We start from the raw sequence: 25,973 nt of genomic DNA, 5'->3' as shown, positions 1-25,973 counted from the left end.
TTATTCAACTCCCTTTTTGGGGCAGATGTCGGCGAGTTCGCAGGACTCGCACCGGGGTTTTCTTGCCGGGCAGACCTCCCGGCCGAAAAAGACCAGGTAGTGATTAATGTCTCCCCAATTCTCGCGCGGGAAAAGCGGCATCAAGTCTTTTTCTATCTGTTGCTGTGCCGTCTTGGTGGTAAGGCCCAGACGAAAGGCCAGCCGCATGACGTGGGTATCCACGGCAATGCCCTCATTGACGCCAAAGGCATTGGACAGCACTATGCTGGCGGTTTTTCTGGCTACGCCGCCCAGTGTGATCAGTTCGGCCATGGTCTGGGGGACCTCCCCGCCATAGACTTCCATGATCCGTGTGGCTGCCGCTTTCAGGTTTTTCGCTTTGTTGCGGAAAAAACCGGTTGAGCGGACAATCTCCTCGATCTCTTTGACATCCGCTTCGGCGGCGTCTTTTATATCTGGCCATCGTTCAAAAAAAACGGGGGTGACCTTGTTGACCCGTTCATCCGTGCATTGGGCGGAAAGGGCCGTGGCCACGAGAAGTTCCCACGGGCTGGACCAGTTCAAAGCGGGCGTGGGAGAAGGGTAGCGTTTGGCCAATCTGTGAAGCACTTCTTTGGCACGTTCTCTTTTCTTCATATGTTCTCCATAGGTCTGTGGCTGTCCTCGTTAGCACCTAGTGCCCACATGCCTCAAGTCGGAAATGACGTAACAACCGAACGGGAAACAAAGAGTAGCCTTTGGTTGGAATTCGTGAAATCTTGAAAAATACAATATACCAAGAAATTCTCATGGGGGAGCTATGAGTGAATATTTTGTTTACATTACCTGCCCAACGGAAAAAGAGGCCGAAGCCATCGGTGCCGAACTGGTAAGAAGGCGACTGGTAGCGTGTGTGAACATCCTGCCGGGAATGCGTTCATTGTATTGGTGGCAGGGCAAGGTTCAACAGGGGAATGAAACAGTACTGATTGCAAAGACGCGCCGGGAGCTGGTGGGTGAATTGACCGAAGCGGTAAAGTCCATGCACAGCTTTGAAGTACCCTGTGTCGTGGCGCTGAAAATTGAAGGTGGTAGCCAGGATTTTATCGACTGGATTCGTACGGAAACAAAGGCCGGCTAATACCCGGATCACCCTGCGGTCATTGACGTGGGAGCGGCAAGGCTTTACCCTCCGCGCCAGGAATCGACATCAACAGGAGGAATCATGCAGATTTACATTTCCGGTTCCCTGGCCTTCGACCGCATTATGAGTTTTCCCGATAAATTCTCGAATCATATCCTGCCCGAAAAGATTCACATTCTGAACGTGTGTTTTCTCGTCAACGGATTGGATGAGCGTTTTGGCGGAACCGGAGGCAATATAGCCTACAACCTCTCCCTGCTTGGTGAGAAACCTATCCTCCTGAGTCAGGTGGGCAAGGACTTCGCCGCATACGATACCTGGCTTCAGAAGCACGGCATCTCCGTTGAGGGAATCCGCACGGTTGAGCAGGAGTTCACGGCCGGGGCATATATCACCACTGACCAGTCCGACAACCAGATCACCGGATTCAACCCCGGTGCCATGAAATATCCCAGCCAATATGATATGAGTACCATTGATCCGGCTGAGGCTCTTGGCATCATATCGCCCGGCAACCTCTCCGACATGATGGATCATCCGCGTTATTATCGTGAGCACGGCATACCGTTCATTTTTGATCCGGGCCAGCAGATCACGGCGTTTTCGGGCGAACAGCTGGCTGGAGCCTTTGATGGAGCTGAGATTCTCATCACCAACGACTATGAGTTGGAGATGATAATGAAATCCGCCGAGATGACCAAGGAAGAGGTCGTGGATAAGGTCGCATACCTGATAACCACCCTTGGCGAACATGGTTCCGTCGTCAACTGCAAGGGTGAGGAAACGCAGATTCCGGCAGTTCCAGTCTCCGAAGTGGCTGATCCGACCGGTGCGGGCGATGCGTATCGCTCCGGCTTGCTCAAAGGACTTGCCATGGAAAAGACGGTAGTCGAGGCCGCTCAGTTGGGTGCTGTTTGTTCCGCCTATGCCATTGAGAAGAAGGGCACTCAGGAACATTGCTTTACTATGGATGAATTTCGCAAACGGTACGAGGTTAGTTTCGGTCCTTTGGAATAGGGACCGGTCCGGCCTCGGAATGGAGGCGGCATGATTGAACTCAGGACCGAAAACATCGAGGCCTATCTCAAAAAGGCTTTCGGAAACGACACGCGTCTTATCGGCGCGGGTGACATCGGCAACCTCGACGAGCAGGGGATGAAGGGCTTCGGCTACGGCAAACCCCTGCTCGTTGTCTATGAGGTTGGGGGAGAACGGCGTGAAGCCGTTCTCTCAATCATGAAAGGGGATAAGTATGGTCACCAGTTCTATTGGGACCGTGCCGCCATCCTCATGTTTCAGTACGAGACCTCGGCGCGCATGGAGAAGCATGTCCGGCCCATTGGATTTGGATATGTGGACAACCAGGATGTGCTGGTCCCTGTGGAACGCCCCAAAGAATTCTTCATACTCAACGAGAAGTTGGAGGGGCACGACTACTTCCACGACCTTGAGCGTATCCGGCGCGGGGATTTTCGCGCAAGCGATGTTGAAACCGCCAGGGAATTCGCACGATGGATGGCGCGTGTCCATTCGGCCAAACTCGACGATCCGCACCTTTATTATCGACGTATCCGAAATCTCATCGGCTCCAGCGAGTGCATTCTTGGACTTGTTGACGAGGCCTTTCCGCACCCCTGGAGCTTCTTCGGAGATGAACGGTTCCGCGCGATGGAAAAACGGCTTGTGGACTGGCGATGGAAGCTGAAAGGGTATGCCCACCGGCTGAGTGCCGTGCATGGCGATTTTCACCCCTGGAATGTACTGGTCACGGACGACGGAAAATTCTCAGTGCTGGACCGCAGCCGCGGCGAATGGGGCGAGCCGGGCGGCGACCTTGCCACCATGGCCATCAATTATCTGTTATGGAGCCTGTATGGACACGAACGGTTGGATGGCCCCTGGAGCGATTTGTACCATGCGTATTTCGAAGAATATCTGACGACTACCGGTGATTCCGAAATCCTTGAGGTCTTGGCGCCTTTCTTTGTCTTCAGAGGTTTGGTCATAGCTTCTCCCGAATGGTATCCGGATCATCCTGCGCAGGTACGCCGGGGACTGCTGAATTTGTTGGTGAACGTGCTGGAAGACGATGTCTTTGATTGGGAGAACATAAATAAGTATATGGAGTAGCGTCATGAGCAACCGGGGGTGGGCCGTTTGGGTCGTCGGGCTGCCGGGCAGCGGAAAGTCCGCCTTGGCCCGAGGTCTGTACGAGGCTCTCTCGGCCAGGGGGCAGGACGTTGTCCTGCTGGAGATGGATGAACGGCGCCGTAAATATGTGCCCGATCCCCGTTATACCCCGGAGGAGCGTGAGCTGGCCTATTCCCTGTTTGTGGATGAAGCCGCCGGGCTGGTGGACGAGGGGAAAGGTGTGCTCATGGATGGTTCCGCCTACAGGGTTTCCATGCGTTGCCGGGCGCGAAACTTGATTGAGAGATTTGCCGAGATTTTCATTCAGTGCAGTCTGGATGAAGCCATGCGTCGGGAGGCGCAACGCCCGAGGGGCAAGGTGATGGCTGAACTGTACGAGAAGGCCCTTCGCCGGAAAAGAACTGGAGAACAGTTTGAAGGCCTGGGCGAAGTCATAGGCGTTGACGTCCCCTTCGAGAAAGATCCCGCGGCCGAATGCGTCATCGACAACACGCACCTGTGCAAGGAGGAAACTTTGCGCAGGGGGTTGCATTTTCTGGACACATGGCTGTCCAATGAGTACAGGCCGTGTCAGACTGATTAACCGATTATTTAGTGCCGCAGGGCACGCTGGGAATGAATATATGAAATTTCACGTTACGACCTTCGGGTGTCAGATGAATGTGCACGACTCCGAATGGTTGGCTCGTGCCTTGGAAAGCCGGGGATGGGAAGCTGCGGATGAGAACGAGGCACAGGTCTATATCCTCAATACATGCAGCGTGCGCGATAAGCCTGAACAGAAAGTCTACAGCGAACTCGGACGTATTGCCGCGCATCTGAAGCGTGATCCGAATATCTTTGCCGCAGTGGGCGGTTGTGTGGCCCAGCAGGTGGGGCGGGGATTTTTCGATCGTTTTCCGCATGTGCAGCTGGTTTTCGGTTCGGACGGCATTGTCGGTGCTCCCAATGCGCTGGAACGCATTGCCCGTGGTCAGGATGAGCATGTCGCGCTCCTTGATTTCGTCACCATCTACGAGGAGCGGGAGCGGCCGGCAGAACGGATCATGGCCGTGCCGGAAACTCGTCAGGCTTTCGTCAATATTATGCAGGGGTGCGACAATTTTTGCGCCTATTGCATCGTGCCCTATACTCGTGGGCGGCAGAAATCGCGGCATCCCGATGCGGTGGTGGACGAATGCCGAGCTCTGGTGGAATCGGGTGTACGGGAGATCACGCTGCTGGGACAGAACGTCAATAGCTTCGGGCTGGACAAGGGCGGCGTCGGCGTCAGCTTTGCGGAACTGCTGCGGCGCGTTGCCTCCATCGACGGTCTTGACCGGCTTCGTTTTACCACCTCTCATCCCAAGGATATCGCCCCGGAGGTCATAGCGGCTTTCGGTGAGTTGGAGAACCTTTGCCCCTCGCTGCACCTGCCGCTTCAGAGCGGTTCGGACGCAGTGCTCAAGGCCATGCGCCGCAAGTACGACAGGGCCCGCTATCTCTCGATTGTCGATGCGCTCAAGGTGGCCAGACCGGATATCGCCCTGACCACGGACCTCATCGTCGGATTCCCCGGCGAGACCGAAGCGGACTTTCAGGACACACTCGAGATGATGGAGCGGGTGGGATATGAGTCCAGTTTTTCCTTCAAGTATTCCGACCGACCTGGGGTGGCGGCGGTCAACATGGAACCCAAAGTTGATGCCGATGAGGCCGGGGAACGGTTGGCGCGCTTGCAGAGTCTGCAAAATAGTATTACTAGAAAATGTCTAAAAAACTTTGAAGGAGTCCGGACGGACGCCTTCATTGAGGGATTTAGCCGAATGCAGGACGGTGACTTGACCTGGTGGAAGGGCAGAGACCCGGCCGGTCGCATCGTTAACGTCCCTCTGGCGGAAGATGACGGACTGGTTGGGATGATGGTTCCCGTTCGCATCATTGAAGCCAAAAAACACTCGCTGGTTGGCGAGAAGGCGGGGTCGCCGTGGTAAAGGTGGACATTTTCGGATTGGCTCTGGACGAAAATAACAAGACTCCCATCCTCATCCTCAAGGGAGAGGACCGTGCCCGTGTGCTTCCCATCTGGATTGGCGCGGTCGAGGCCATGGCCATCTCCGTTTCCCTGAATTCCATTCCTTTTCCCCGGCCCATGACGCATGATTTGCTGCTCAACACTATCCTTGATCTGGGAGGAAAGGTTGAGAATATAGCGGTTAGTTCGATTGTAGACGGAACTTTTTTTGCTGAAATAATGGTTGAGCGTGAAGGGCAGGTCATTCGTATAGACAGCCGTCCTTCGGACGCCATTGCACTGGCCGTGCGGGCTAAGTGCCCGATGTTTGTTGCCGATGATGTCATGGAATCCTCCGGCGTACCCCTCAAGGAGGGGGATGCCGTATTGCTCACTGAAGACTCCGATAAATGGATGGATGAGTTGAACAAACTCTCCGAGGACGAAACCAAATACAAGATGTAGGCAGAGCATGATTGATTTGCATACACACACCGTGTTCAGCGATGGCGAACTCATCCCGGCGGAGTTGGTCCGGCGGGCTGAGGTGATCGGGTACAAAGGTATCTGCCTGACCGACCACGCCGACGAGGCGACGCTTTATCACATCGTTGAGAACGTCTCCAGATTCGTAAAGAAACAGGGGCATTTTTACTCCATAAATGTCCTGGCAGGCGTGGAACTGACTCATATCGTTCCGGCGCTCATTCCGGAGATGGTGGAGGCTGCCCGCAAGGCCGGAGCGCAAGTGGTGGTCATGCACGGTGAAACACCGGTGGAGCCTGTGGCCCCTGGGACCAATCTGGCCGCCATTGAGGCCGGAGTTGATATCTTGGGACATCCCGGCATGATTACCGACCAGGAAGCCGCCTTGGCGGCCGAAAAGGGCGTCGCTTTGGAAATCACCACCCGCGGCGGTCATGGCTACACCAACGGTCACGTCGTCAAGATGGCCCGCAAGCACGGCGCAAAAATGGTTGTGGACAACGACGCACATGCCCCCAAGGATCTGGTGGGCGCGGACCTGCGGCGCATCGTGGCTTTGGGAGCGGGAATGACTGCTGAAGAGTACGAGCAGGCGAACGCCAATGCTTGGGCAATCATCCAGCGGTGTATGGGACGCTCCTGAAACGTCACGGATTCGCAGGTATCAGGTGACGAGAAAAGCGTATGAATGCAAATGCCGTTGTCCTGTCGGTACGGCTTTTTTCAAGAAGGGCCCCCAAGGTCCACAACATGATAAATGGGTGACCCATGAGTTTACTGCCTGACAACAACATCGTGTCGCTGATTTCGGGCGCGACCCTGGCCGTGAAGCTGGTGATGCTTTTCCTCGGCTGCATGTCCCTGTGGAGCTGGACCATCATCTTCTATAAATTCTTCACCATCGGCTCGGCTCGCAAGAAGGTGATGCAAGGCTATGACGCCTTCATGGAGGCCCCTGACCTGAGCCAGGGCATCCGCCATCTGGGCGACAGGGAAAGCTCCCCGCTCGGCCGGGTGGCCACGCTGGCCGTGCACGAATTCCGACTGCTGGAAAAGGCGGACGTCAACCGCGAGCGCAAACGGCTGCTGGTCAAGGACACCCTGCGCCGCGTGCTTCGGCAGGGCGTTTCCAAGGAAATGCGCAATCTGACCCGCAATCTGCCGTTCCTTGCCACCTGTGCAAACGCGGCCCCGTTTATCGGCCTGTTCGGCACGGTCTGGGGCATCATGCACTCCTTCCATTCCATCGGGCAGGCCCAGTCCGCAGCCCTCGCCACCGTGGCCCCCGGTATTTCCGAAGCGCTCATCGCCACGGCCATCGGCCTGCTGGTCGCCATCCCGGCCACGATTTTCTACAACTACTTTCTGGGCAAGCTCAACGAGGTGGAGACCGGCATGGTCGATTTCGCCGGAGCGTTCCTCAACCGGGCCGAACGGGAGATCGCCTGGACCGGCAAGGGCGGGGACAGGAGCTAGCTATGGCCATCAAGACCGGCGGCGGTTTTCTGAACGAAATCAACGTCACGCCCTTTGTGGACGTGATGCTGGTGCTGCTGATCATCTTCATGGTCACGGCTCCGCTCATGACCCAGGGAGTGGAGGTGGATCTGCCCGTAACCAAAACGGTGCGGAACCTGCCGCAGGACTCCGAGCATCTGGTGCTGACCGTCAAGAAGGACGGGACCATCTATCTGGATGAATACGCGGTGCAGCCGGACCAGCTGACGGAGCATCTGAAGCAGTTGGTCTCCAAGCAGAAGAAGCAGCTTTTCCTGCGCGCGGACAAGGAAGTCGCCTATGGTCTGGTGGTCCGGGTCATGGGCGACGTCAAGGCGGCGGGTATTGACCGACTCGGCATTGTGGCCGAGCCGGACAAGGACGAAAAGAAATAGGCCCGCCCGGCGGTAGGTAGAATGCGTCTGAGTTTCGGACTGGTCTTTTCCATCCTGTTTCATGCCGCACTGGCGTGTGTGGCCCTGTTTTGGGTCAGTACACCATCAGTGCGAGTGAACATGGATCGTCCTGTCTATTCGGTGGACCTTGTTTCGCTGGCTCCTCCGCCGGCCGAGGCTCCTGTCGTGGCGCCTGTTGCCAAGACTGTTTCCAAGCCTGCCACACCTGTTGTTGAGGCTCAGGCGGAAGCTCCGGTTGAGGTGAAGGCCGAACCGGTTGTCGAGGCCAAGCCTGAACCAAAGGCCGAGCCGAAACCGGAACCCAAGCCTGAAGTTAAGAAACCGGATGCCAGGGAAATCAGTCCTAAGAAAGTTGAAAAAAAGAAGATAGTTAAGAAAGATGAGCCTAAGAAAGAGGTAAAATCGCAGTCTGCGGCGAAGCCTAAAGCTAAACCTAATGCGAAGCCCAAGCCAAAGGCAAAATCCCAAAAGACGAAAGAGCAGCTTCTGGCCGAGGGGCGGGCTGCAGCTCAAGCTCTGGTGAAAGAAGAAGACGCTCGAAAACAACAGGCGTTGAACGCAGCTCTTAATGCGCTCAAAAAGGTGGAGGGAGCAGAGGTTTATGGCTATTCAGAGGCGCCTGGAGGGGGAGGTTCTGGCCTTTTGGATTTGTATAAAGCTTCAGTGATGAATGCCATTAGACCGAATTGGAACTCCACGACTTTTGATGGGGAAAGCAATCTATTAGTTAAGGTTGAGATTGCGGTGGCCACAGATGGAAAAATTTTATCATCCAAAATGATTAAATCTTCCGGCAATATAGGATTGGACAATTCTGTACTCAGTGCCATCCAAAAAACCAAATACGTGCCCCCACCAAAAGAGAAGGGCGACCTTGTAATCATCGTCAACTTCAACAGTCAGGATCTTCCGGAATGACGCAAAGAAGACATCTCGCTATTTCCATTTTCTTGAGCATGGCCTTAAGCCTTGTCGCCACCAGCGCCATGGCCACCCGATCTATTACAGTTGATATTCATGGACCGGGTCAGCGAATGGTTAACCTTGTTTTGCTGCCGCCAAAGGCTCTGGACGGTGGAGCTGTGCCTGAAGCTCCTGCCAAGGCGTTTGAAGAGCTGGTTGCCAATGATTTGAGTTATATTCCCTTTCTCAAGATGATCCCCGTGTCTTCCTTGCTTGGAGGCGATCCCAGCAAAGGTGTCGGTCGGACTGATATTGATTTCAAACCTATGCAGCTGGCTCGCATTGATCTGTGCATGACAACGGGATGGAACGGCAACACCATCGAAGCGCGGGTCTTCGAGACCTTCAGCGGCCGTCGAATTGTGGGCAAGCAGTACCGGGATGTCGGCTCCATGACGTTGGCAAAGGCGGCCGATCGTTTTTGTTCCGCATTTCTGGAGGCCTTGACCGGCAAGAAGGGGTTCTTTGATTCCCCGCTGGCCTTTGTGCGCCAGGAGGGAAAGAGCAAGGAGATTTATACCGTGCTGCCCCAGGGGCGTGAGTTGAAACGTATCACCAAACTTGGTGGTTACAATCTCAGTCCGTCCTGGTCCAAGGACGGCAGTAGAATCGCCTTTACCCATATTGGAAAGACTCGGCATGAACTGGGGCTGTATGACAGCAAGACAGGTAAAATCTCGCTGATGACCAAGGGCCTCGGCGATACGGTCATCAGTCCTGTTTTTGGTCCTGACGATCGGGTGACCGTGTCTTTGAACCGCGATGGTGTCACCGACATTTACGAACTGGATGGTTCCTATCGTCCCAAACGTCGTCTGGCGAGCAGCCAGTATATCGACGTATCCCCGGACTTCGACCGTTCGGGACGTCTCATGGCGTTTACCTCCGGCAGGGCAGGGAATCCTCATGTGTATCTGATGGATTTCAAAGCCGGCACCGTGCGCAGAGTAACCATGACCGGCAAGTACAACACACATCCATGCATCAGTCCTGACGGCCGATATATAGCCTATACGCATCGTACGTCGAACGGGCATCGAATCTTTTTGCACGATCTGCAGACCGGCAATGAAAAGCAGCTGAGCTTTGGCCCTGGCAATGATGAATATCCGGCTTTCGGCCCTGATGGATATTTTGTTGCCTTTGCCTCCAATCGGTCTGGAGAGTACAAGATATACCTGACAACTCGGCATGGAGATACGCCGAAAAAAATATCGACCGGCAAGGGGCAAGCATTTGCTCCAGCCTGGGACACTTCGTTGCAGTGGTGATTTGTACCCCCTGTGGGGTTGATTCTTATAGGAAAAAAGGACACTTTATAGTGACGGTAAACCGTCAAGATCACGTATACCAGCGGTCAAATTTGACCGTATCGAAGGAGTGGGCATGAAATCAAAGTGGTTTTCGACATTGTTGTTCGTTGTCGCCTTCGCCATGATCCTGAGCGCGGGCTGTGCCACCAAAAAAACTACCAGCACCCCTCCTGGTGCTCAGGTTGAAGTGAAGGATGAATCCAAATGGACGCCTCCTGCCGCAGAGGATCAGAACACGGTTGATGAAGCCACGCTTGCCGCCGAGGCTGAGCAGCGTGCCAAGGCCGAGGCGCTGGCAAAGGCCGAGCAGGAATTGACCAACGTAACTATCCACTTCGACTTTGACTCTTATGAGTTGAGTTCCGAAGCACGCTCCGTGTTGGCATTGAAGGCCAATATCTTGCGGCAGTACCCGAGTGTCCGTGTGGTCATTGAAGGACACTGCGATGAGCGTGGTACCGAGGAATACAATCTCGCCTTGGGTGAGCGTCGTGCCCGAGCCGCCTATGAGCATCTGGTCATTCTGGGCGTAGCGCCCGAGCGCATGTCCATCGTCAGCTTTGGCGAGGAGCGTCCCGTAAATCCGGCGCACAATGAGACCGCTTGGGCTGAGAATCGTCGTGACGAGTTCAAGGTTCAATAGCGGTTGGAAGTATCGACATTAAAAAAACGCCGTGTCCCGATTGGGATGCGGCGTTTTTTGTTTGTAAACTGACAGAGGTTACAGGATCAATGCTATCCCATGCAGGCAGAGAAGGGCATACAGACCGGCAATACCGTCGTCCATCATGACTCCCAGGCCATCGGGAAAAGCTGTTTCGGCCCAGCGAACCGGCCAGGGCTTCAGGATGTCGAAGAACCGGAAAAAGATGAAGGCCAACAGCAGAAATCCTACTGGGAGCCCGGGGCAGAAGAGAAGGGCCAGCCATTGGCCGAAGAGTTCGTCCAAAACAACACAGCCAGGGTCCTTTTTTCCATAGAATTTTTCCGCTCTGGTACAAGCCCAGGTACCGACGGCAAGCACCGCTAGGAGGGCAAGGATTCTCCACCAGAGGGGCATGGTCAGAAAAAGCCATGGGGAGACGATGACTGCCACCAGAGAGCCCCAGGTCCCGGGGGCTTTGGGCAGCAGTCCTACCGGACCAAGGGTGGCCAGGGCCACGGCAAATTTATCGAGGGGAGAAGTCCGGTTCATGCCTTGTGCTCCAACTTGAAAGGTGACCGCACCGTTGCATTTTTGGGGTGAATGCCTCAACGATGCCTGAGTACGTTAACGCCATTGGGCGAATTCTGTTTAGCCGACTTTTACAGCTACTTTGCCGGTTAGGCAAATGGCCTGAGCTTGGCTTAAGCGAAACAACATGGGAAATTAACAGTAGCGGGAGAAACATGGCATCACTTCGCGAAGTGCCTCATCGGCGCCGTTTTTCCGACGGCATGTTGGATGACCTGCGTATCCTCAACGTTTTGGATATCGAACCAGGACAGACGGTTGTGGACGCGGGGTGCGGCAATGGCTATATGGCCATGCTGTTTTCTCAAGTCGTTGGGGAATCCGGTTGCGTGTACGCGCTGGATCTCTGCATCGATGTGTTTCATGCCACCTATGCCGACGATATTCCAGGCAACATAAAAGCGGTTCAGTGCGATGTTACGAATCGTAGTCCTCTTGCGGACGACGAGGCAGATATGGTCTTCATGGCGACTGTTATCCACTCACTTCGGCGAGAACGCCTCTCTGGGCTTACCGCCGAATTATGCCGTATAATCCGACCAGGAGGCACCGTTGGGGTTGTCGAATTTGCCAAGCATGAGACTTCGTTTGGCCCGCCTCTCCAACAGCGTTATTCACCGGATGAGTTGCAGGCCCTGTTCCCATTCACACCGCTTGCCACTGAATGGGTAGCCGAACACTTTTATTTGCAGACATTTCGTGTGGATATTTAGCCAATAAAAAAACCGCCTGCGCTGAGGCGGTTTTTTTATCTGCAGGAATATGGTCTTCCTAGTAGGTGCGCAGGATGATATCTTTCGGAGACTGGCGCCAGCCCTTGGGGTGGATGTCCAACCCAGGCTTTGCATACCCTACTGCGATGAGCATGGGAATCCAGTAATTATCCGGTATATCAAATGCTGCACGAATGCCGTCATGATCAAATCCATCCATCGGATGGGTATGAAGTCCCATTTCGCTGGCGGCATACATGAGAGACATGGCAAACAACCCGGCGTTTTTGTTGGCAAACGCCTGACTGAACATCTCGTTGGAACCGTAAAGGGCCTTGGTGGTATTGACGAACCATTCTCGTTGGTCTTTCGTCATTGCATTGGAAAAATAGCTTTCAAAGGTTTCGTTTCCCTCTTTCCAGCCTTCACGGTCTCCCAGAATCATCAGGACCACCGGAGCTTCACTGACCTTAGGTTGGTCATTGGCTAACTTGCGCAGTTTCTCCTTCTGCTCATGGTCACGAAAAACGATGACCTTCCACGGCTGGAGGTTGAAGCTGGAGGGGGCTTTTGCCGCATTTTCCAAAATTTCGAGCACGGTGGCATCGTCCACATTGCGCTCAGGGTCAAAAAAATTAATGGCGCGTCGACGAATAAGTATGTCCTTGAAATCCATTGTGTACCCGCCCTTGTTGGAGTGTTGAATTTTTTAGATTCGATTGGCAATAATAATAACTTCTGCTGACGATTTGTCTACCTTGAAATCTGTTTTTACACTAAATTATAAGGTTGGCGGATTGACTGGTTGCATAGGTCGGAGCTCGACTGTATCTTGCGCCAGAACAGCAAATGAATTTGCTCTCTGTTTCGCAGGCTGGATTGACACAGTACGCTTCAATCAGCGTATGCGCGACACAGTGAATCGAATCATTATATATAATTAGCAGGTAAGGAATTCAAGATGCGACATGCCACGCGAAGCGATCTGACTCGTATTGTGGAAATATACAACTCCACTGTTCCCACGCGCCTGGCCACGGCCGATACCATTCCAGTCAGCGTGGATTCGAAGCTCCCTTGGTTTCTGGCTCACAATCCGGACAAGCATCCGATTCTGGTGCATGAGGAATCGGATATTATCCTGGGATGGATAAGCTTTCAGCCTTTCTACGGTCGTCCCGCGTATGATCAGACTGCCGAGATCAGCATCTACCTTGCTCCGGAAGCCCGAGGAAAAGGGCTTGGAAAGCAACTACTCCGCGAGGCTTTGGAGTTGACTCCCCGCTTGGGCCTGAAGACGCTTATAGGTTTTATTTTTTCGCACAACGAGCCAAGCCTCAGGCTTTTTTCCGGATTCGGTTTCGAGGATTGGGGAAAAATGCTTAATATCGCGGAAATGGATGGCCGTGAGTACAGCCTCTCGATTCTTGGGAAAAGGGTGACGGATTGATCTGTGGGATTCAGACGCCCGGGGAGTCCTAATCGAATAATCAAAGCCCGTAGGTACTAAAAAAAAGGTGGTGCTGAAGTCATAGTGGTAACGTCATGAAAACGTTGTCGGAACTTGCTTTATAGTCCGCAAACGGTCCACAGTTTGTGAAGCCGAATTTTTTGTATAAATTCCTTGCTGGTTCAAAAGCAGCTATGGCACCCGTTTCCAAGCTGACGCGCTGAAAATGCATCCGTCTTGCTTCGGCAAGAATATGTCGTAGCAGGTGAGACGCTACTCCCTTTCTTCGGCGAGTAGCCACGCTTCTCATGGATTTGATCTCGGCATGTTGGGTGGTCAATTGTTTCAGAGCACCACATCCAAGCAGCTCCGCCTCCTCCCAGACACTCCAGAAGGTGATTCCCGGTGCACGCAGAGCCTCAAGATCCAAGGCATGTACCGCCCCTTTAGGACTGATCTTGTTCATCTGGTCAAGATGATCCTGTAGCAGATGAAGAATCAAAGGACTTTCAAGTCTATCAACAATGATTTCCATGTGTATTCTCGGATAGTTCGGTCACAATAATTATGAATTTACGATACACTATAATTGTTGAATTAGTCTCCATATAAATGCAGCTTGTCAATAGTTGCGCACTCTCTTTTAGTCGTTTCTGTAATTACATAGATATTTGTATAAGGGAAAAGCGGCTCTAAATTCAGACACGTACTTACGAATTCATTGACGCAAAATCGTAAAGTGGATAGATGATCGACGTATATTCTGAAGGTCTTTTAGTATATGAAGTAAATTTGAGGGATGCATGAGAAATAGCATAGTAGCGTAATCCGTCTGCTGACGGGTTCGTGCCGCGGCAGGCGGAGGACATCCTGTTGACCTTTGAGCGGGGGAGTGCCCCAATTTCAAAACAACATACGGCAGGAGTCATCCAATGACGCAGATTAACTATTCAAAATCAGCAACGTATACAGATCTGACAAGCATTTATGCTCAGTGCAGTGGGCCAGGTGGATTGCAGCTCAGTGACTTTATGGCCCAAAAAATGGGACTGAGGCCGGGGTCCCGTCTTCTTGACGTAGGATGCAATAGAGGTGTTCAAACCTGTTTTTTGGCCAAAGAGTACGGTGCCGATATTATCGCAATTGATCCATGGGACGACCGCATGGATGGTCAGCCCATGGTTGAGCATCTGCAGCGCAATGCGGAATTGTGGGGCGTATCCGATCATATCCTCGGACAACGGATCGGGATGCCGGACAGTCGCTTCGCCTCTCAGAGTTTCGACTTCGTATACTCGACGACGGCTCTTGAAATGGTCCGCGGGCTCAATGGTGAGGCAGGGTATCTGGACTGTCTCCGGGAGATATACCGGGTGCTCAGGCCGGGAGGCGTTTTCGGGCTTGGTGAACCCATGCATCTTGATGTGACTTTACCAGTCGATCTGGAGCGATACGTTTCGCAGGGAGAATTCCCGTGGAAGGAGTGCTTCCGGGATATCAAGAGTACCGCGAAGGATGTTGAGCGGGCTGGATTTTGTATTCTGGAAAGCGGATATGCCCCGGACGCCTGGGCTTGGTGGACAGAGTTTGCAAACTACGACCCATTTTGCCAAAAGTCCCCGGACGGTGATCCGAAAACGCTTGCGGTTGATAATGGGCGATGGACCAGTTTTGGATACATAATAGCCAGAAAAACTGAATAATATCAAAATGGGATGGCGGATTAAGATAGTCTGCCATCCCTTTTGGGTTTACAGTTCGAAATTTGGTTTTACCACCCCTTTTCCCGACAAGACTTCTAGAACCCTTGCCACCGGCAAACCAACGACATTGCTGTAAGATCCGTGGATAGCCTTAACGAGAAAGGTTCCTATCCCCTGGATGGCATAGGCCCCAGCCTTGTCCATCGACTCGCCTGTCTTGATATAGCTGCGGAGTTCCGCTTCAGTTGAAATCCTCATATCCACATCCGTCGCCACGCCGTAGTTGGCGGGTGCTCCGCCTGGCATGACAACGCAGAATCCGGTGACGACCTGATGGGTTTTCCCAGAAAGCCGGGAGAGCATGGCGAAGGCATCTTTCTCGTCTTTGGGTTTTCCCATGATCACGTCATTGAGGGCGACAATGGTATCGGCTCCGAGCACCACTTTATCTGGAAAATCTTTCGCGACATCCATCGTCTTCAATTCCGCCAGACGCATGGTGTATTCGAGAGAAGACTCTCCCGGCCGAGGGGCAGGTTCGTCCAATTGGCTGGGATGCACCTCATAATCAAGACCCAGATTTGACAGAAGTTCATTTCTACGCGGAGAGCCTGAAGCCAGAACCAAGGGGGTTATGGTCCTAAACGGACCTTTGCATTGTGTCGTCATGCCCGTCTAGTTCACCAAATTATTGCCGTCGTCAACGCATCCGGGTGACGGAATTTTGTCAGTCAGAGCCTCTTAAGATAAGCTCAGTATTTTAAGGCTATGATTTAAGACAGTTATGAAGTTGGCAGCTTTCTTGCTTCATTTCGTGCGCGCGAATGCGCAAAAACAACAGGATGAGGCTGTATGCGCGAAAATTCGGGACAGGATCTCTTTTTATTTGACGCCGACGAAGGCGACGGTGGGCGTGGTATGCAGGATTGGGCCGTTCCATGGTCCGATCTCATGATGGTCATGTTCGTGCTCTTCGTTGTCCTTTTCGTTTACGCCTCAACGCACCAGGATGTAAAAGTGCTTTTCAGCCGCAACAGTGCCGACAAGGCGCAAGCGACAAGCACACTTGATCCTCTCATAGGTCTGATCGGACAAATCTCCAGCAGGGCGGACGGCACGGCGACTTCGGACACGGTCCGCATGGCAGGCAACCAGGTTGTCTACCGATCAAGGGGCAATGGGGTCACGGTCATCCGGGAAAACGGGCGACAGGTTCGCGTCATTTTGCGTGGTAAGCTTTTCTTCGCAGCCGGCCAGTCAGGTTACACTGATGGTGCAGAGCAATATTTGCAGGAGATTGCCGACGTCGTGCGCCTGAGTGTCGGGACCGTACATATCATCGGCTACGCTTCGGCGGACGAGGCGGGGGAGGACAATGGATTTGCCCTGTCCTCCGGCCGTGCGACGGATACGGCTCGCTACCTGATGGATGACTTCGGCATCGACTCCAGACGCATAGTCATTACCGGTGCTGGAGCGAACCGTCCGGAAATTCCTGGGACCACAGCCGACAGCCTGTCTCGCAATCGACGGGTCGAGATAGTCATTACCAATAAAATGTAAAAGGGTCGGAGGACGATATGAACAAGAAGAACCTCATCGGCGTCATACTCAGCCTTTTGATATTCGTCGGCAGCTTTCTGCTTACCGGTGCTGCGGCCGCGTATCTGAACGTGGCGGCTTGCCTGGTTGTCCTTTCCGGGTTGGCCGCAGCCATGCTGCTCAGCTATCCCTACGACCACGTCAAGAATGCCTTCATTGTGGCGCGTAATGTCTATACCACGCGGCACGCCTCTACGGATGAGATTGTTCACACGCTGCTCGACCTTTCGGTTCGCAGCAAGGTGGACGGTATCCTTTCCCTAGAACGCACGGAGACGGAGGCAACCGGGTCATTTTTGAAAAATGCCCTGATTCTGCTGGTGGATAATTACAAGGAAGAGGAGATGCGCGAGACCCTGAATACGGAGATGTCGTTCTTCAGTCTGCGTCGTCGGGAGAGTGAGCGCTTTTTTCAGACGTTGGCTCGCACTGCTCCGGCATTCGGCGTGGCAGGGTCGGTAATAGGTCTTATCGGTTTGCTGATGGGGATCAATGATACGGCCATTATTCTCAAGAGTATTCCCGTGGCTTTTATTTCCACTCTCTACGGATTGATTCTGAGCCATCTTGTTTTTTCGCCAATTGCGGAGAATATAAATTATTCCACAAAAGCCGAGCTGCTTAACCAAAAGCTCGTGCTGGAGGGGATTGTCGCAATCAGCAAGGAACAGAACTCCTACAAGCTGGAACGAAAGTTGACCTCATTTTTGAGTCCCAGCGAGCGCAAGGGTAAGGTGGACACCTTGCGTCGCATCACCCGCGACTATATTGACAGGCGAAACGCTCCCGTCGAGCCTGCGGGCTTTGATGGAGAGTCGTTCTTCCCGGAATCAAAGGAAGCTGCATAGCCTGATCCGAACATAAGTTGGGAAAGGAGCCTTTGGGCTCCTTTTCTTTTTATCGCGATATGATAGTCTCTTTCTCACGCGAGGAGGGGATATGCCAACAATTCTAGCCGCTGACATCGGTGGCACCAACAGCCGGTTCGCTTTGTTCGAAGCCAGAGAGAACGACCTTGAGATGGTCGACTCCATCTGGCTGGAAACCCATGGTGCGGCCAGCTTCCCCGAACTCCTGGAGCAGCTCTGGGCAAGCCGTTTTGATGCTGTGCCGGGCGGATTTGACATCGCGGTAATGGCGGTGGCCGGCGCCGTGGAACAAGGCGTATCCTGTCGGATATTGCCGAACGCTCCCTGGGGAGTGGATCTGCGCGAAACAGATTTGGGGCCTGCTCCGGCCTACCTGATCAATGATTTTGCCGCCCAGGCTTATGCGTGTCGCACAAGCGCTTTGGACGAGGCTGAGATATTACAGGCGGGAAGGCCGGAACCGACAGGTCCCATCGGTGTGATAGGGGCCGGGACGGGGCTTGGCTATTCCGCGTTGCTGCATACCGGATCAGAGTGGTTTGCATTGCCTTCGGAAGGCGGGCATATGGCCTTTCCCTTCACGGGGCTGGAAGAGGCTGAGTATGCCGAGTTCAACCGGCGTGAGGCCAAGCGCTGCTGGCCTGAGGGTGACAGCGTGGTTACCGGTTTGGGCCTCAGGCTGATACACAAGTATATGACTGGTGAAGATCTGCTCCCGCATGAAGTCGGAACCAGAATACACCCTGGGAGCAAAACCACTCATTGGTATGCCCGGTTTTATGGCCGGGCCTGTCGCAATTGGGCACTGGCGCTCATGTGTACCGGTGGGCTGGTCATTGCCGGTGGTATAGCGGCCAAACTGCCGATGCTGGTCCGCGCTCCAGAATTCCTCAATGAATTTCACAATACACATGTTTATGACGAGTTTCTGCGCAGCGTGCCCATCCGTCTGAATGCCAACGAAAAAAGCGGACTGTTCGGAGCCGCCTTTTACGGGGCTCAACTACTTGGTGGTGTTTCCGGCAATTTTCTTGATTATTCGAAGGTACAGAGGTAAGGGCACGTCAACCCCGGCCACGGGAGTGTGAAACAAGGAGAAGGCATGGCCGAGAATAGCCGTTACCGGAAGATGTATCCCGTTTCCTGGGAGCAGTTGCAGCGAGACTGTCGGGCGCTTTCATGGCGATTGATGGAGAAGGGGCCCTGGAAGGGAATTCTTGCCATCACCCGCGGGGGCTTGGTCCCTGCGGCAATCCTGGCTCGCGAGCTGGATATCCACCTTATCGATACCATTTGCCTGTCCAGTTACAACTGGAAGGAACAGGGGGCCGCCAACATTCTCAAGACCGTTGAGAATGATGGGGAAGGGTGGTTGCTTGTAGACGACCTGGTAGATACCGGAAAAACAGCGAAGATTGTTCGGGAAATGGTGCCGAAAGCCCATTTTGCCACAGTTTACGCCAAGCCGGAGGGAAGGCCTCTTGTGGATACGTTCATAACCGAGGTCAGCCAGGATACATGGATTCTGTTCCCCTGGGACGCCGGTTCCCAATTCGTGGAACCGATCGTTTCTTCCGCCGATTAACGGGAAAAAACTTTTTTTGTTATACTGGTATGATGCGCTTATCCGATTGCGTCCGGGTGTTGCCCAAAAATGTGTGCTCGGGTAAGGACATTAGATATTAACCCGCATTGGAGAGGTGACCATGAAAAAATTGATTTCCGTGTTAGCCGTCATGTTGCTGCTTGTGTCTTTGGCCGCCTGCAGCAGCGCGCCCGAGGAAAAGAAAGCCGAAGCTCCTGCCAAGACTGAAGAAGCTGCCGCACCAGAGGCCCCCAAGGATGAAGCCAAGCCCGTCAAGGTCGGTTTTGTCTATGTCTCTCCGGTCGGCGATGCCGGTTTCTCCTACGCCCATGACCTGGGGCGAAAGGCTGTTGATGCGCTACCTTATGCCACCACCGCTTTTGCCGAGTCCGTGCCTGAAGGTGCCGACTCCGAGCGCGTCATCCGCAACATGGCCCGCAAGGGGTTTAATCTGATTTTCACCACCAGCTTCGGGTACATGGATCCGACCATCAAGGTTGCCAAGGAATTTCCCGATGTTGCCTTCATGCATTGCTCCGGCTTTCAGAAGTCGCCCAATGTCTCCAATTATTTCGGTCGGGTCTATCAAGCTCGCTATCTGACGGGGCTGGTTGCTGGCTCCATGAGCAAGTCCGCCAAGATCGGCTACGTTGCCGCGTACCCGATCCCGGAAGTCATTCGCGGCATCAACGCCTTCACCATCGGTGTACGCGAAGTGAATCCCAACGCCGAAGTGCGCGTGGTCTGGACCAAGACCTGGTATGATCCTGCTTTGGAAAAGGACGCTGCCAAGTCCCTGCTTGACGCCGGTTGCGACGTCATCACCCAGCATCAGGATTCCCCGGCCGCTCAGGAAGCCGCGCAGGAAGCCGGTGCCTGGTGCATCGGTTACAACTCCGATATGTCTCCCTTTGCTCCCAAGACCAACCTGACCTCCGCCATCTGGAACTGGGGTCCCGAATACGTCAAGATCACCGAAGCCGTGCATGACGGCACCTGGAAGGGCGACGAGTCCTACTGGTGGTCCCTGAAGGACGGCGTGGTCGATATCGCTCCCATGTCCGCTGCCGTTCCCGAAGACGTGAAGGCCATGGTCAACGCCCACCGCGACAAGATGAAGGCGGGCGAGGACAATGTCTTTGCCGGTCCGCTCAAGAATCAGAAGGGCGAAGAGGTCGTTAAGGAAGGTGCCAAGCTTGCCGACAAGGATCTGCTGGGCATGACCTGGTTCGTGGAAGGTGTGGTTGGCACCACCGAATAGCATCATAATAGACTGTGTTTATAATCAGAAAACGCGATGAACCCTGGAAGTGGGGCGCCCTGGTCATATTCCTGGGCGCCCTGCTCTTTTCCCTTGGGGTGAGCGCACTGCTTTTGGCAGGGCAGGGGAAAGACGCCCTGCATGGGCTGGCCATCCTCTGGGATGGCAGCTTTGGTCATGTCTGGGCCCTTGAGGGCACGTTGCTTAAGGCAATGCCGCTTTTCCTCTGCTCTCTCGGAGTGGCCGTGGCCTTCCGTATGCAGATTTGGAATATCGGTGCCGAGGGGCAATTCGCCCTTGGAGCCATCGGTGCAACCTGGGCGGCACTTACATTTCCCGATTTACCCCGAGCGGTTCTTTTGCCGCTCATGTTTTTCATGGCTTTTCTCTGTGGAGCCATATGGGCGCTTATTCCGGCCATCCTGAAGCTCAAGTTGCGCGTCAATGAGATCATCTCGACTCTGATGCTCAACTATATCGCCATTCTGCTGCTCGAATATCTGGTCTTTGGCGTATGGAAGGACCCGGCCAGCTTCGGTTTTCCCATGACCCGGAAATTCTCTGCCAGTGCTGTCATTCCGCACATCGGAGATACCCGGGTGCATTGGGGACTCCTGTTTTGTGTTGCCGTTGGAATAGGTCTGTGGGCCTTCATGCGCTATACCCGACTCGGTTTTGAACTCAAGGCAAGCGGTGAGGGGGCGCGCGTGGCCCGTTATGCGAAAATCCGTTACGGTTTTCTGGTCATGCTCGTCATGTGCCTGTCCGGCGGTTTTTCCGGTTGGGCCGGATGTATCGAGACTTCCGCCGTATTGAACAGGTTGCAGCCGAGCCTTATGGTTGGCTATGGCTACACGGCCATTGTCGTGGCCTGGTTGGCAAGGCTGGAGCCGTTGAATATTGCCTTTGCTTCTTTCCTTTTGGCCGCGCTTAGAGTCGGCGGCGAAAATTTGCAACTTGAGCTCCAGATTCCGGCTGCATTCGGTTCCATCATGGAAGCTTTGATCCTGCTTACGGTTCTGGCCGGGCAGTTTTTTCTGACCTATACCATCGAACGCAAGCGTGGAGCATAGATCATGTGGGATTTTCTGATACCGCTCTTTGCTGCGACGGTGCAGTCCGGAACGCCGGTTCTGTATGCGACCTTGGGTGAAATGATGACCGAGAAGGGCGGGGTGCTCAATCTCGGTGTGGAAGGCATGATGGCCGTTTCCGCCCTGGCTGCCTTTGTTGTCAGCCAGGCTACGGGTTCCCCCTGGCTTGGCTTCCTGGCTGGAGGAACGGCAGGCCTGATTATGGGTGCGTTGCACGGATTCGTCTGTATTACATGCCTGGGCAATCAGGTCGTTTCAGGCCTTGCCCTGACCATCCTCGGTCTTGGCTTGACCAATTTCCTCGGTGTGCCTTACGTCGGCCTGCGTGCGCCTGGATTTGATCCGGTTACGGTGCCCTTCCTTTCTTCCATCCCCGGTTTCGGACAGGTATTCTTTCATCATGATGTCCTGATTTATATTTCCTTTATCCTACCGGTCATTTTCTGGTTCTTTTTCCGCAGGACCAAGCTTGGGCTGCATGTTACCGCTACAGGCGAGATGCCTGCCGCCGCGGCCGCTGTCGGACTACGGCCTATTGCGCTGCGTTACTTTGCCGTGATGGCCGGTGGATTTCTCATTGGTCTTGGCGGAGCGTATCTTTCTTTGGCATATACCCATCTGTGGACCAACGGTCTTTCCGGCGGACGCGGCTGGATTGCGGTTGCCTTGGTCATCTTCGCCTTCTGGCGTCCTGGTCGTGCTGTTGTCGGAGCATATCTTTTCGGCGGCGTCATGGCGTTTCAGCTTCGTCTTCAAGCCATGGGAACCAACCTGCCGTCCTCACTCCTGCTCATGCTGCCATACGTGCTGACCATTCTGGTGCTGATTTTATCTGCTTGGCGCGGTAGCCGTACGGAAGGCCCGGCCGCCCTGGGAACCAACATCGAGCCGGAGGGTTGATCATGGCGGAATTTTCCTTTGTCCGTCCTTCCGGTTTTCGATCTTTGCCTGCCGATGCCAAGCCCATTGTCAGCCTGCGGGGCGTGACCAAGCGATTCGGCAAAGTTGTGGCCAACAATAGCATTGAGCTTGACATCTACCCTGGCCGAATCAAGGCGCTTTTGGGCGAAAACGGTGCAGGCAAGTCCACCATGATGTCCATGCTGGCCGGTCGTTACAAGCCAGATGAAGGCCATATAGAGGTGGACGGAGTTCCCGTCACCTTCAATTCCTCCAAAGATGCCATCCACGCTGGAATCGGTATGGTCTATCAGCACTTCATGCTGGTGGAGTCCATGACGGTGGCTGAAAACGTGTTGTTGGGCCAGGAGGGAGGCTTTTTCGTCAATCCACGGGAAATGGAACGACGTGTATGCGTAATGGCCGAAAATTACGGTATGGAGATTGATCCCTCCGCCCGGGTTTGCGATCTTTCCATGGGTGAAAAGCAGGTGGTGGAAATTCTCAAGCTGCTTTACCGCGAAAGCCGAATCCTGATTTTTGACGAGCCGACCGCAGTACTCACTCCGGACGAGACCAACAAGCTGTTCAAGGCGCTGTGGCGTATGACGGAGCAGGGCAAATCGATCATTTTCATCAGCCACAAGTTGGAGGAAGTCATCGCCCTGGCCGATGAAATAGCCATTCTGCGGCGTGGTCATATCGAAGGTGAACTGGACCCGTCCTGCATCGAATCCAAGGCCGACCTTGCCTCCCGCATGGTTGGCAAGGAAGTGTTGCTGGAAGTGGATCGGAAGCCGGCTGAAATCGGCGATCCGGTCCTGGAGATCCGCAACCTCACCGGGTTGGGACTGACGGATGTAAATTTCGAGGTCCGCAAGGGAGAGATTGTGGCTGTGGTCGGTGTTGCCGGCAATGGGCAGAAAGCGCTGGTTGAAGCTGTCACCGGTTTGAGTAAACCGCCCCTGGATTCCGTATTTATCATGGGCCAGCCCTGGCGCAAATTTTTTGCCGAATCTACCTGGAACCGCTCCATGTGCTACATCCCGGAGGACAGGCTTGGTCTGGCTACGCTGCGCAACCACAATCTGGTAGACAACCTGCTTCTGACCACACGCAAAGGCTTTACGCACCGTGGATTGCTTTTGGACAAGAAGAAGGCCGAGCGCAACATGTTTCGGCTGGTGGAAGAGTATGACATTCGTCCAGGCCGTATTCACGCATTGGCGTGGCAGCTTTCGGGCGGCAACCTGCAAAAGGCCGTGCTGGCGCGGGAGCTTTACCGGCAGCCCCGATTCATTGTTGCCGAACAACCCACACAGGGACTGGACGTATCAGCGACAGAAGAAGTGTGGCAACGCATTCTGGCCGCTCGCGAGATGGCAGGGGTTTTGCTCATCACTGGAGATCTGAACGAAGCCTTGCAGCTTGCCGACCGTATAGCCGTCATCTACCGGGGCCGCATATTGGGCATGTTGCCGACAGCTGACGAGGACACTCCTGGGCGTATCGGGCCGCTCATGGCCGGAGTGGTGGAATGAAAAACGATTTTTATACCGATTTTGACATGGAGCCGATCGGCTCCGGGCAATCACGTCACGAGAAGGGCCGTACTCCCTTTGAACAGGATCGGGACCGGATTATCTATTCCCCGGCATTTCGGCGACTTCAGTCCAAAACCCAGGTTTTTCTTTCCGGTGAGTTCGACTTCTACCGTACCCGGTTGACGCACTCCATCGAGGTCTCGCAGATAGGCCGATCCATCGTCAACCATCTCAATAGAACCGCCAGAGAACTGAACGATAATTTCCGCATAGATCAGGATTTGGTGGAGTCCGTATGTCTGGCCCATGATATCGGGCACCCGTCCTTCGGGCACGCCGGAGAGCATGAACTGAACGGCTTGATGCTGGAGGCGGGAGGATTTGAAGGCAACGCCCAAAACCTTCGCATTCTTGTGGATCTATTCTACCGGCACCAGTCCGAATGGTCCGGGATGAAGCCCACGCGTGCTTTCTTGGACGGCATGCTCAAATACAAAACGCTTTTTGCCGATTCCAAAGAGAAAAAGAACCACTTCATTTACGATTTTCAAAAGGAAATATTGGATTTCGTCAGTCCCGAAGTGTCCTTTGTCAGTCAGTTTGGCGATGAGAAGAATTTGAACAAATTCAAGTCGCTGGAATGTCGGATTATGGATTGGGCAGACGACATCGCCTATTCCATTCACGATCTGGACGACGGCATCAGGGCCGGTTTCATTACGGTAAAATCAGTCAGCAATTGGCTGGATGCCGAACGGGAGACGTTGACAACGGATCAGCTTGAGTTTGTCGAGGGGCTGCGGGATGCCGTCCTGAATGATGGATTCAGTTCGTTTCTGGCTCGCCGCATAGGGGAATTCATTCACGCCACCACATTCGTGGAACGAGAAAACTTCCTCAGTGAGAAAACCAACCGTTACCGGTTCGATATTTCCATTGAACCGGAAAAACGGGCACTGTGTGATATCTTGAAAGAAGTTGCTTTCGCGCTTGTCTTTCGGACCCCTCAGATTCAACAACTGGAATACAAGGGTGGCCGCATTTTGCGTGATCTCTTCAAGCTCCTGGAAGGGGAGTACGTTGAGGTCTCGAAATTTAAGCAGCAGTTGTTGCCCGCACATTATCATACCCGGCTCGCGGAACTTGACCCCAATGGGCGTCGTCGCGTGCTCTGCGATTATCTATCCGGCATGACCGACGGGTTCGTGGTCCGAACCTACAAGCGGCTGTTTGATCCGGACTTCGGCTCCATCATTGATCTGATCTGATCGCCTTTTCGGTTTATCCGACAGCAACGCCACGGCATTCCCGCCCAGAATGTGCTCCATTACCGCGTCCGGCAATTTGAGGATTTTTTCCAGCCGTTCTCGTTCGGTAGCTGGGTCATACAGAGGGTAGTCGCTTCCGAAGAGCAGCCGTTCTGTGCCGAACGCGCTGACCAGCTTGCGGAACATATCGTCATCCAGAAAGTCCATGGAACTTGAAGTGTCGATAAATACTTCCGTGTCAGCCAGATACTCCAAAGAATAATCCCATTGGTGCAGGCCACCCATGTGGGCCGCGATGATTTTGGTATCCGGAAACGCACGGTGCAGGGCGGCCATCTTTTTGGGGCAGGACGGGTTTTGGTCCGGCGGCAGTTTGTCTCCCACGTGGAAGAGGCAGATGAAACGGTTAGCCGCCATTTCCATGATTTCATACATGCCGCGATCGTCCATGCGAAATCCTTGAAAATCCGGGTGAAATTTCAGTCCCTTGATCCCAGCCCGTTCCAGTCGGTCAAATTCGACCTCCAGTCTGTCAAAACCGGGATGGGCCGTTCCGAAAGGAATGCAGTTGGGACAGGTCTCTTTTATCTGAATGGCCCAGTTGTTCGCAGGGATGACCTGTGAAGGGGCTGTGGCTGCTGTCAAGACTACAGCTCGGTCAATTCCGGCTTTGGCGATACGGGCCTGCAGGTCTTGGAGGTCGCCTGTGCCCTCTGAGGGAATAGAGTAGTGGTTTTCCAGCTGTGCTACGGCCTTGTGGGCAATTTTGGGATGAAACGCATGTGTGTGAATGTCGATGAACATGCGT

Annotated in this window: 30 protein-coding genes; 24 read left to right on the top strand and 6 right to left on the bottom strand. The window is 53.9% G+C overall.

Going from position 1 to position 25,973, the window contains the following annotated elements:
* Positions 1-636, bottom strand: coding sequence for an endonuclease III (gene nth, locus ACI0FG_RS08140; protein ID WP_419788041.1), 636 nt, complete (start codon positions 634-636; stop codon positions 1-3).
* Between the two features lie 163 nt (positions 637-799).
* Here nth and cutA point away from each other — a divergent pair, with 163 nt between their 5' ends.
* From cutA to pal, 12 genes are all read left to right on the top strand, one after another.
* Positions 800-1,120, top strand: coding sequence for a divalent-cation tolerance protein CutA (gene cutA, locus ACI0FG_RS08135; RefSeq protein ID WP_419788040.1), 321 nt, complete (start codon positions 800-802; stop codon positions 1,118-1,120).
* Between the two features lie 84 nt (positions 1,121-1,204).
* Positions 1,205-2,140, top strand: coding sequence for a carbohydrate kinase family protein (locus ACI0FG_RS08130; RefSeq protein ID WP_419788039.1), 936 nt, complete (start codon positions 1,205-1,207; stop codon positions 2,138-2,140).
* 30 nt (positions 2,141-2,170) lie between these two features.
* Positions 2,171-3,253 (top strand): phosphotransferase family protein, encoded by a 1,083-nt coding sequence (locus ACI0FG_RS08125; protein WP_419788038.1) that lies wholly within the window; start codon positions 2,171-2,173, stop codon positions 3,251-3,253.
* Positions 3,254-3,257: 4 nt separating this feature from the next.
* Complete coding sequence (locus tag ACI0FG_RS08120; protein ID WP_419788037.1) at positions 3,258-3,857, top strand: adenylyl-sulfate kinase; 600 nt, start codon at positions 3,258-3,260, stop codon at positions 3,855-3,857.
* A 40-nt stretch (positions 3,858-3,897) separates the two neighbouring features.
* The gene (gene miaB / locus ACI0FG_RS08115; protein WP_419788036.1) at positions 3,898-5,247 is read left to right on the top strand and encodes a tRNA (N6-isopentenyl adenosine(37)-C2)-methylthiotransferase MiaB; all 1,350 of its coding nucleotides are present in this window, start codon (positions 3,898-3,900) and stop codon (positions 5,245-5,247) included.
* Positions 5,241-5,732: a bifunctional nuclease family protein gene (locus tag ACI0FG_RS08110; protein WP_419788035.1), complete on the top strand. Its 492-nt coding sequence runs from the start codon at positions 5,241-5,243 to the stop codon at positions 5,730-5,732. The genes miaB and ACI0FG_RS08110 overlap by 7 nt, the downstream gene beginning before the upstream one ends.
* A 7-nt stretch (positions 5,733-5,739) precedes the next feature.
* Positions 5,740-6,396 carry a histidinol phosphate phosphatase domain-containing protein gene (locus tag ACI0FG_RS08105; RefSeq protein WP_419788034.1) on the top strand — a complete coding sequence of 219 codons (657 nt, stop codon included), beginning with the start codon at positions 5,740-5,742 and terminating at the stop codon, positions 6,394-6,396.
* 125 nt (positions 6,397-6,521) lie between these two features.
* Positions 6,522-7,229 carry a protein TolQ gene (gene tolQ / locus ACI0FG_RS08100; protein ID WP_419788033.1) on the top strand — a complete coding sequence of 236 codons (708 nt, stop codon included), beginning with the start codon at positions 6,522-6,524 and terminating at the stop codon, positions 7,227-7,229.
* A 2-nt stretch (positions 7,230-7,231) separates the two neighbouring features.
* Complete coding sequence (gene tolR / locus ACI0FG_RS08095; RefSeq protein ID WP_419788032.1) at positions 7,232-7,645, top strand: protein TolR; 414 nt, start codon at positions 7,232-7,234, stop codon at positions 7,643-7,645.
* A gap of 21 nt (positions 7,646-7,666) precedes the next feature.
* The gene (locus ACI0FG_RS08090) at positions 7,667-8,584 is read left to right on the top strand and encodes a cell envelope integrity protein TolA (protein ID WP_419788031.1); all 918 of its coding nucleotides are present in this window, start codon (positions 7,667-7,669) and stop codon (positions 8,582-8,584) included.
* Entirely contained in the window at positions 8,581-9,900 is a 1,320-nt protein-coding gene (locus tag ACI0FG_RS08085) for a protein tolB (RefSeq protein ID WP_419788030.1), read from the top strand. The genes ACI0FG_RS08090 and ACI0FG_RS08085 overlap by 4 nt, the downstream gene beginning before the upstream one ends.
* A gap of 115 nt (positions 9,901-10,015) precedes the next feature.
* On the top strand, positions 10,016-10,585 hold the full coding sequence (gene pal / locus ACI0FG_RS08080; protein ID WP_419788029.1) for a peptidoglycan-associated lipoprotein Pal: 570 nt from the start codon (positions 10,016-10,018) through the stop codon (positions 10,583-10,585).
* A gap of 78 nt (positions 10,586-10,663) precedes the next feature.
* Here the strand turns inward: pal and ACI0FG_RS08075 are convergent, their stop codons facing one another.
* A complete protein-coding gene (locus tag ACI0FG_RS08075; protein ID WP_419788028.1) occupies positions 10,664-11,137 on the bottom strand; it encodes a phosphatidylglycerophosphatase A family protein in 474 nt (157 codons plus the stop codon).
* Positions 11,138-11,331: 194 nt separating this feature from the next.
* Between ACI0FG_RS08075 and ACI0FG_RS08070 the strand changes: the two genes are divergently transcribed.
* Positions 11,332-11,889, top strand: a complete 558-nt coding sequence (locus ACI0FG_RS08070; RefSeq protein WP_419788027.1) for a class I SAM-dependent methyltransferase — start codon at positions 11,332-11,334, stop codon at positions 11,887-11,889.
* A 58-nt stretch (positions 11,890-11,947) separates the two neighbouring features.
* Here the strand turns inward: ACI0FG_RS08070 and ACI0FG_RS08065 are convergent, their stop codons facing one another.
* Complete coding sequence (locus tag ACI0FG_RS08065; protein ID WP_419788026.1) at positions 11,948-12,565, bottom strand: nitroreductase family protein; 618 nt, start codon at positions 12,563-12,565, stop codon at positions 11,948-11,950.
* A gap of 285 nt (positions 12,566-12,850) precedes the next feature.
* Here ACI0FG_RS08065 and ACI0FG_RS08060 point away from each other — a divergent pair, with 285 nt between their 5' ends.
* Positions 12,851-13,339 (top strand): GNAT family N-acetyltransferase, encoded by a 489-nt coding sequence (locus ACI0FG_RS08060; protein WP_419788025.1) that lies wholly within the window; start codon positions 12,851-12,853, stop codon positions 13,337-13,339.
* Positions 13,340-13,418: 79 nt separating this feature from the next.
* Here the strand turns inward: ACI0FG_RS08060 and ACI0FG_RS08055 are convergent, their stop codons facing one another.
* A complete protein-coding gene (locus ACI0FG_RS08055; RefSeq protein ID WP_419788024.1) occupies positions 13,419-13,874 on the bottom strand; it encodes a GNAT family N-acetyltransferase in 456 nt (151 codons plus the stop codon).
* A gap of 397 nt (positions 13,875-14,271) precedes the next feature.
* Here ACI0FG_RS08055 and ACI0FG_RS08050 point away from each other — a divergent pair, with 397 nt between their 5' ends.
* Entirely contained in the window at positions 14,272-15,042 is a 771-nt protein-coding gene (locus tag ACI0FG_RS08050) for an SAM-dependent methyltransferase (RefSeq protein WP_419788023.1), read from the top strand.
* Positions 15,043-15,090: 48 nt separating this feature from the next.
* Here ACI0FG_RS08050 and ACI0FG_RS08045 read toward each other — a convergent pair whose 3' ends face one another.
* Positions 15,091-15,711, bottom strand: coding sequence for a Maf family protein (locus ACI0FG_RS08045; protein ID WP_419788022.1), 621 nt, complete (start codon positions 15,709-15,711; stop codon positions 15,091-15,093).
* A 183-nt stretch (positions 15,712-15,894) separates the two neighbouring features.
* On the opposite strand from ACI0FG_RS08045, the gene ACI0FG_RS08040 reads away from it, so the two are divergent.
* From ACI0FG_RS08040 to dgt, 9 genes are all read left to right on the top strand, one after another.
* A complete protein-coding gene (locus ACI0FG_RS08040; protein ID WP_419788021.1) occupies positions 15,895-16,605 on the top strand; it encodes an OmpA/MotB family protein in 711 nt (236 codons plus the stop codon).
* A 17-nt stretch (positions 16,606-16,622) separates the two neighbouring features.
* On the top strand, positions 16,623-17,492 hold the full coding sequence (locus ACI0FG_RS08035) for a motility protein A (RefSeq protein ID WP_419788020.1): 870 nt from the start codon (positions 16,623-16,625) through the stop codon (positions 17,490-17,492).
* Positions 17,493-17,583: 91 nt separating this feature from the next.
* Entirely contained in the window at positions 17,584-18,570 is a 987-nt protein-coding gene (locus ACI0FG_RS08030; protein ID WP_419788019.1) for a glucokinase, read from the top strand.
* A gap of 45 nt (positions 18,571-18,615) precedes the next feature.
* Entirely contained in the window at positions 18,616-19,098 is a 483-nt protein-coding gene (gene gpt / locus ACI0FG_RS08025) for a xanthine phosphoribosyltransferase (protein ID WP_419788018.1), read from the top strand.
* 121 nt (positions 19,099-19,219) lie between these two features.
* The gene (locus tag ACI0FG_RS08020) at positions 19,220-20,359 is read left to right on the top strand and encodes a BMP family ABC transporter substrate-binding protein (protein WP_419788017.1); all 1,140 of its coding nucleotides are present in this window, start codon (positions 19,220-19,222) and stop codon (positions 20,357-20,359) included.
* Positions 20,360-20,373: 14 nt separating this feature from the next.
* Complete coding sequence (locus tag ACI0FG_RS08015; protein WP_419788016.1) at positions 20,374-21,432, top strand: ABC transporter permease; 1,059 nt, start codon at positions 20,374-20,376, stop codon at positions 21,430-21,432.
* 3 nt (positions 21,433-21,435) lie between these two features.
* A complete protein-coding gene (locus ACI0FG_RS08010) occupies positions 21,436-22,353 on the top strand; it encodes an ABC transporter permease (protein WP_419788015.1) in 918 nt (305 codons plus the stop codon).
* A 2-nt stretch (positions 22,354-22,355) separates the two neighbouring features.
* Positions 22,356-23,894: an ABC transporter ATP-binding protein gene (locus ACI0FG_RS08005; RefSeq protein ID WP_419788014.1), complete on the top strand. Its 1,539-nt coding sequence runs from the start codon at positions 22,356-22,358 to the stop codon at positions 23,892-23,894.
* Positions 23,891-25,165 carry a dGTP triphosphohydrolase gene (gene dgt / locus ACI0FG_RS08000; protein WP_419788013.1) on the top strand — a complete coding sequence of 425 codons (1,275 nt, stop codon included), beginning with the start codon at positions 23,891-23,893 and terminating at the stop codon, positions 25,163-25,165. The genes ACI0FG_RS08005 and dgt overlap by 4 nt, the downstream gene beginning before the upstream one ends.
* On the opposite strand, the gene ACI0FG_RS07995 is transcribed toward dgt, so the two are convergent.
* Entirely contained in the window at positions 25,079-25,969 is an 891-nt protein-coding gene (locus tag ACI0FG_RS07995) for an amidohydrolase family protein (RefSeq protein ID WP_419788011.1), read from the bottom strand. The genes dgt and ACI0FG_RS07995 overlap by 87 nt on opposite strands.
* Positions 25,970-25,973: the final 4 nt, after the last annotated feature.

It is taken from the genome of Pseudodesulfovibrio sp. 7M6 (assembly GCF_050058625.1).
In the GTDB taxonomy this organism is placed as follows: Bacteria; Desulfobacterota; Desulfovibrionia; order Desulfovibrionales; family Desulfovibrionaceae; genus Pseudodesulfovibrio; species Pseudodesulfovibrio salinus.
Note: the sequence above shows the minus strand (reverse complement) of the source record. Positions and strands in the feature narration are given on the sequence as shown.

Bases quoted from the DNA above. Each gene is read 5' to 3' on its own strand.
- nth (WP_419788041.1), bottom strand. From the start codon at position 636: ATGAAGAAAAGAGAACGTGCCAAAGAAGTGCTTCACAGATTGGCCAAA.
- cutA (WP_419788040.1), top strand. From the start codon at position 800: ATGAGTGAATATTTTGTTTACATTACCTGCCCAACGGAAAAAGAGGCC.
- ACI0FG_RS08130 (WP_419788039.1), top strand. From the start codon at position 1,205: ATGCAGATTTACATTTCCGGTTCCCTGGCCTTCGACCGCATTATGAGT.
- ACI0FG_RS08125 (WP_419788038.1), top strand. From the start codon at position 2,171: ATGATTGAACTCAGGACCGAAAACATCGAGGCCTATCTCAAAAAGGCT.
- ACI0FG_RS08120 (WP_419788037.1), top strand. From the start codon at position 3,258: ATGAGCAACCGGGGGTGGGCCGTTTGGGTCGTCGGGCTGCCGGGCAGC.
- miaB (WP_419788036.1), top strand. From the start codon at position 3,898: ATGAAATTTCACGTTACGACCTTCGGGTGTCAGATGAATGTGCACGAC.
- ACI0FG_RS08105 (WP_419788034.1), top strand. From the start codon at position 5,740: ATGATTGATTTGCATACACACACCGTGTTCAGCGATGGCGAACTCATC.
- tolQ (WP_419788033.1), top strand. From the start codon at position 6,522: ATGAGTTTACTGCCTGACAACAACATCGTGTCGCTGATTTCGGGCGCG.
- tolR (WP_419788032.1), top strand. From the start codon at position 7,232: ATGGCCATCAAGACCGGCGGCGGTTTTCTGAACGAAATCAACGTCACG.
- ACI0FG_RS08090 (WP_419788031.1), top strand. From the start codon at position 7,667: ATGCGTCTGAGTTTCGGACTGGTCTTTTCCATCCTGTTTCATGCCGCA.
- ACI0FG_RS08085 (WP_419788030.1), top strand. From the start codon at position 8,581: ATGACGCAAAGAAGACATCTCGCTATTTCCATTTTCTTGAGCATGGCC.
- pal (WP_419788029.1), top strand. From the start codon at position 10,016: ATGAAATCAAAGTGGTTTTCGACATTGTTGTTCGTTGTCGCCTTCGCC.
- ACI0FG_RS08075 (WP_419788028.1), bottom strand. From the start codon at position 11,137: ATGAACCGGACTTCTCCCCTCGATAAATTTGCCGTGGCCCTGGCCACC.
- ACI0FG_RS08070 (WP_419788027.1), top strand. From the start codon at position 11,332: ATGGCATCACTTCGCGAAGTGCCTCATCGGCGCCGTTTTTCCGACGGC.
- ACI0FG_RS08065 (WP_419788026.1), bottom strand. From the start codon at position 12,565: ATGGATTTCAAGGACATACTTATTCGTCGACGCGCCATTAATTTTTTT.
- ACI0FG_RS08060 (WP_419788025.1), top strand. From the start codon at position 12,851: ATGCGACATGCCACGCGAAGCGATCTGACTCGTATTGTGGAAATATAC.
- ACI0FG_RS08055 (WP_419788024.1), bottom strand. From the start codon at position 13,874: ATGGAAATCATTGTTGATAGACTTGAAAGTCCTTTGATTCTTCATCTG.
- ACI0FG_RS08050 (WP_419788023.1), top strand. From the start codon at position 14,272: ATGACGCAGATTAACTATTCAAAATCAGCAACGTATACAGATCTGACA.
- ACI0FG_RS08045 (WP_419788022.1), bottom strand. From the start codon at position 15,711: ATGACGACACAATGCAAAGGTCCGTTTAGGACCATAACCCCCTTGGTT.
- ACI0FG_RS08040 (WP_419788021.1), top strand. From the start codon at position 15,895: ATGCGCGAAAATTCGGGACAGGATCTCTTTTTATTTGACGCCGACGAA.
- ACI0FG_RS08035 (WP_419788020.1), top strand. From the start codon at position 16,623: ATGAACAAGAAGAACCTCATCGGCGTCATACTCAGCCTTTTGATATTC.
- ACI0FG_RS08030 (WP_419788019.1), top strand. From the start codon at position 17,584: ATGCCAACAATTCTAGCCGCTGACATCGGTGGCACCAACAGCCGGTTC.
- gpt (WP_419788018.1), top strand. From the start codon at position 18,616: ATGGCCGAGAATAGCCGTTACCGGAAGATGTATCCCGTTTCCTGGGAG.
- ACI0FG_RS08020 (WP_419788017.1), top strand. From the start codon at position 19,220: ATGAAAAAATTGATTTCCGTGTTAGCCGTCATGTTGCTGCTTGTGTCT.
- ACI0FG_RS08010 (WP_419788015.1), top strand. From the start codon at position 21,436: ATGTGGGATTTTCTGATACCGCTCTTTGCTGCGACGGTGCAGTCCGGA.
- ACI0FG_RS08005 (WP_419788014.1), top strand. From the start codon at position 22,356: ATGGCGGAATTTTCCTTTGTCCGTCCTTCCGGTTTTCGATCTTTGCCT.
- dgt (WP_419788013.1), top strand. From the start codon at position 23,891: ATGAAAAACGATTTTTATACCGATTTTGACATGGAGCCGATCGGCTCC.
- ACI0FG_RS07995 (WP_419788011.1), bottom strand. From the start codon at position 25,969: ATGTTCATCGACATTCACACACATGCGTTTCATCCCAAAATTGCCCAC.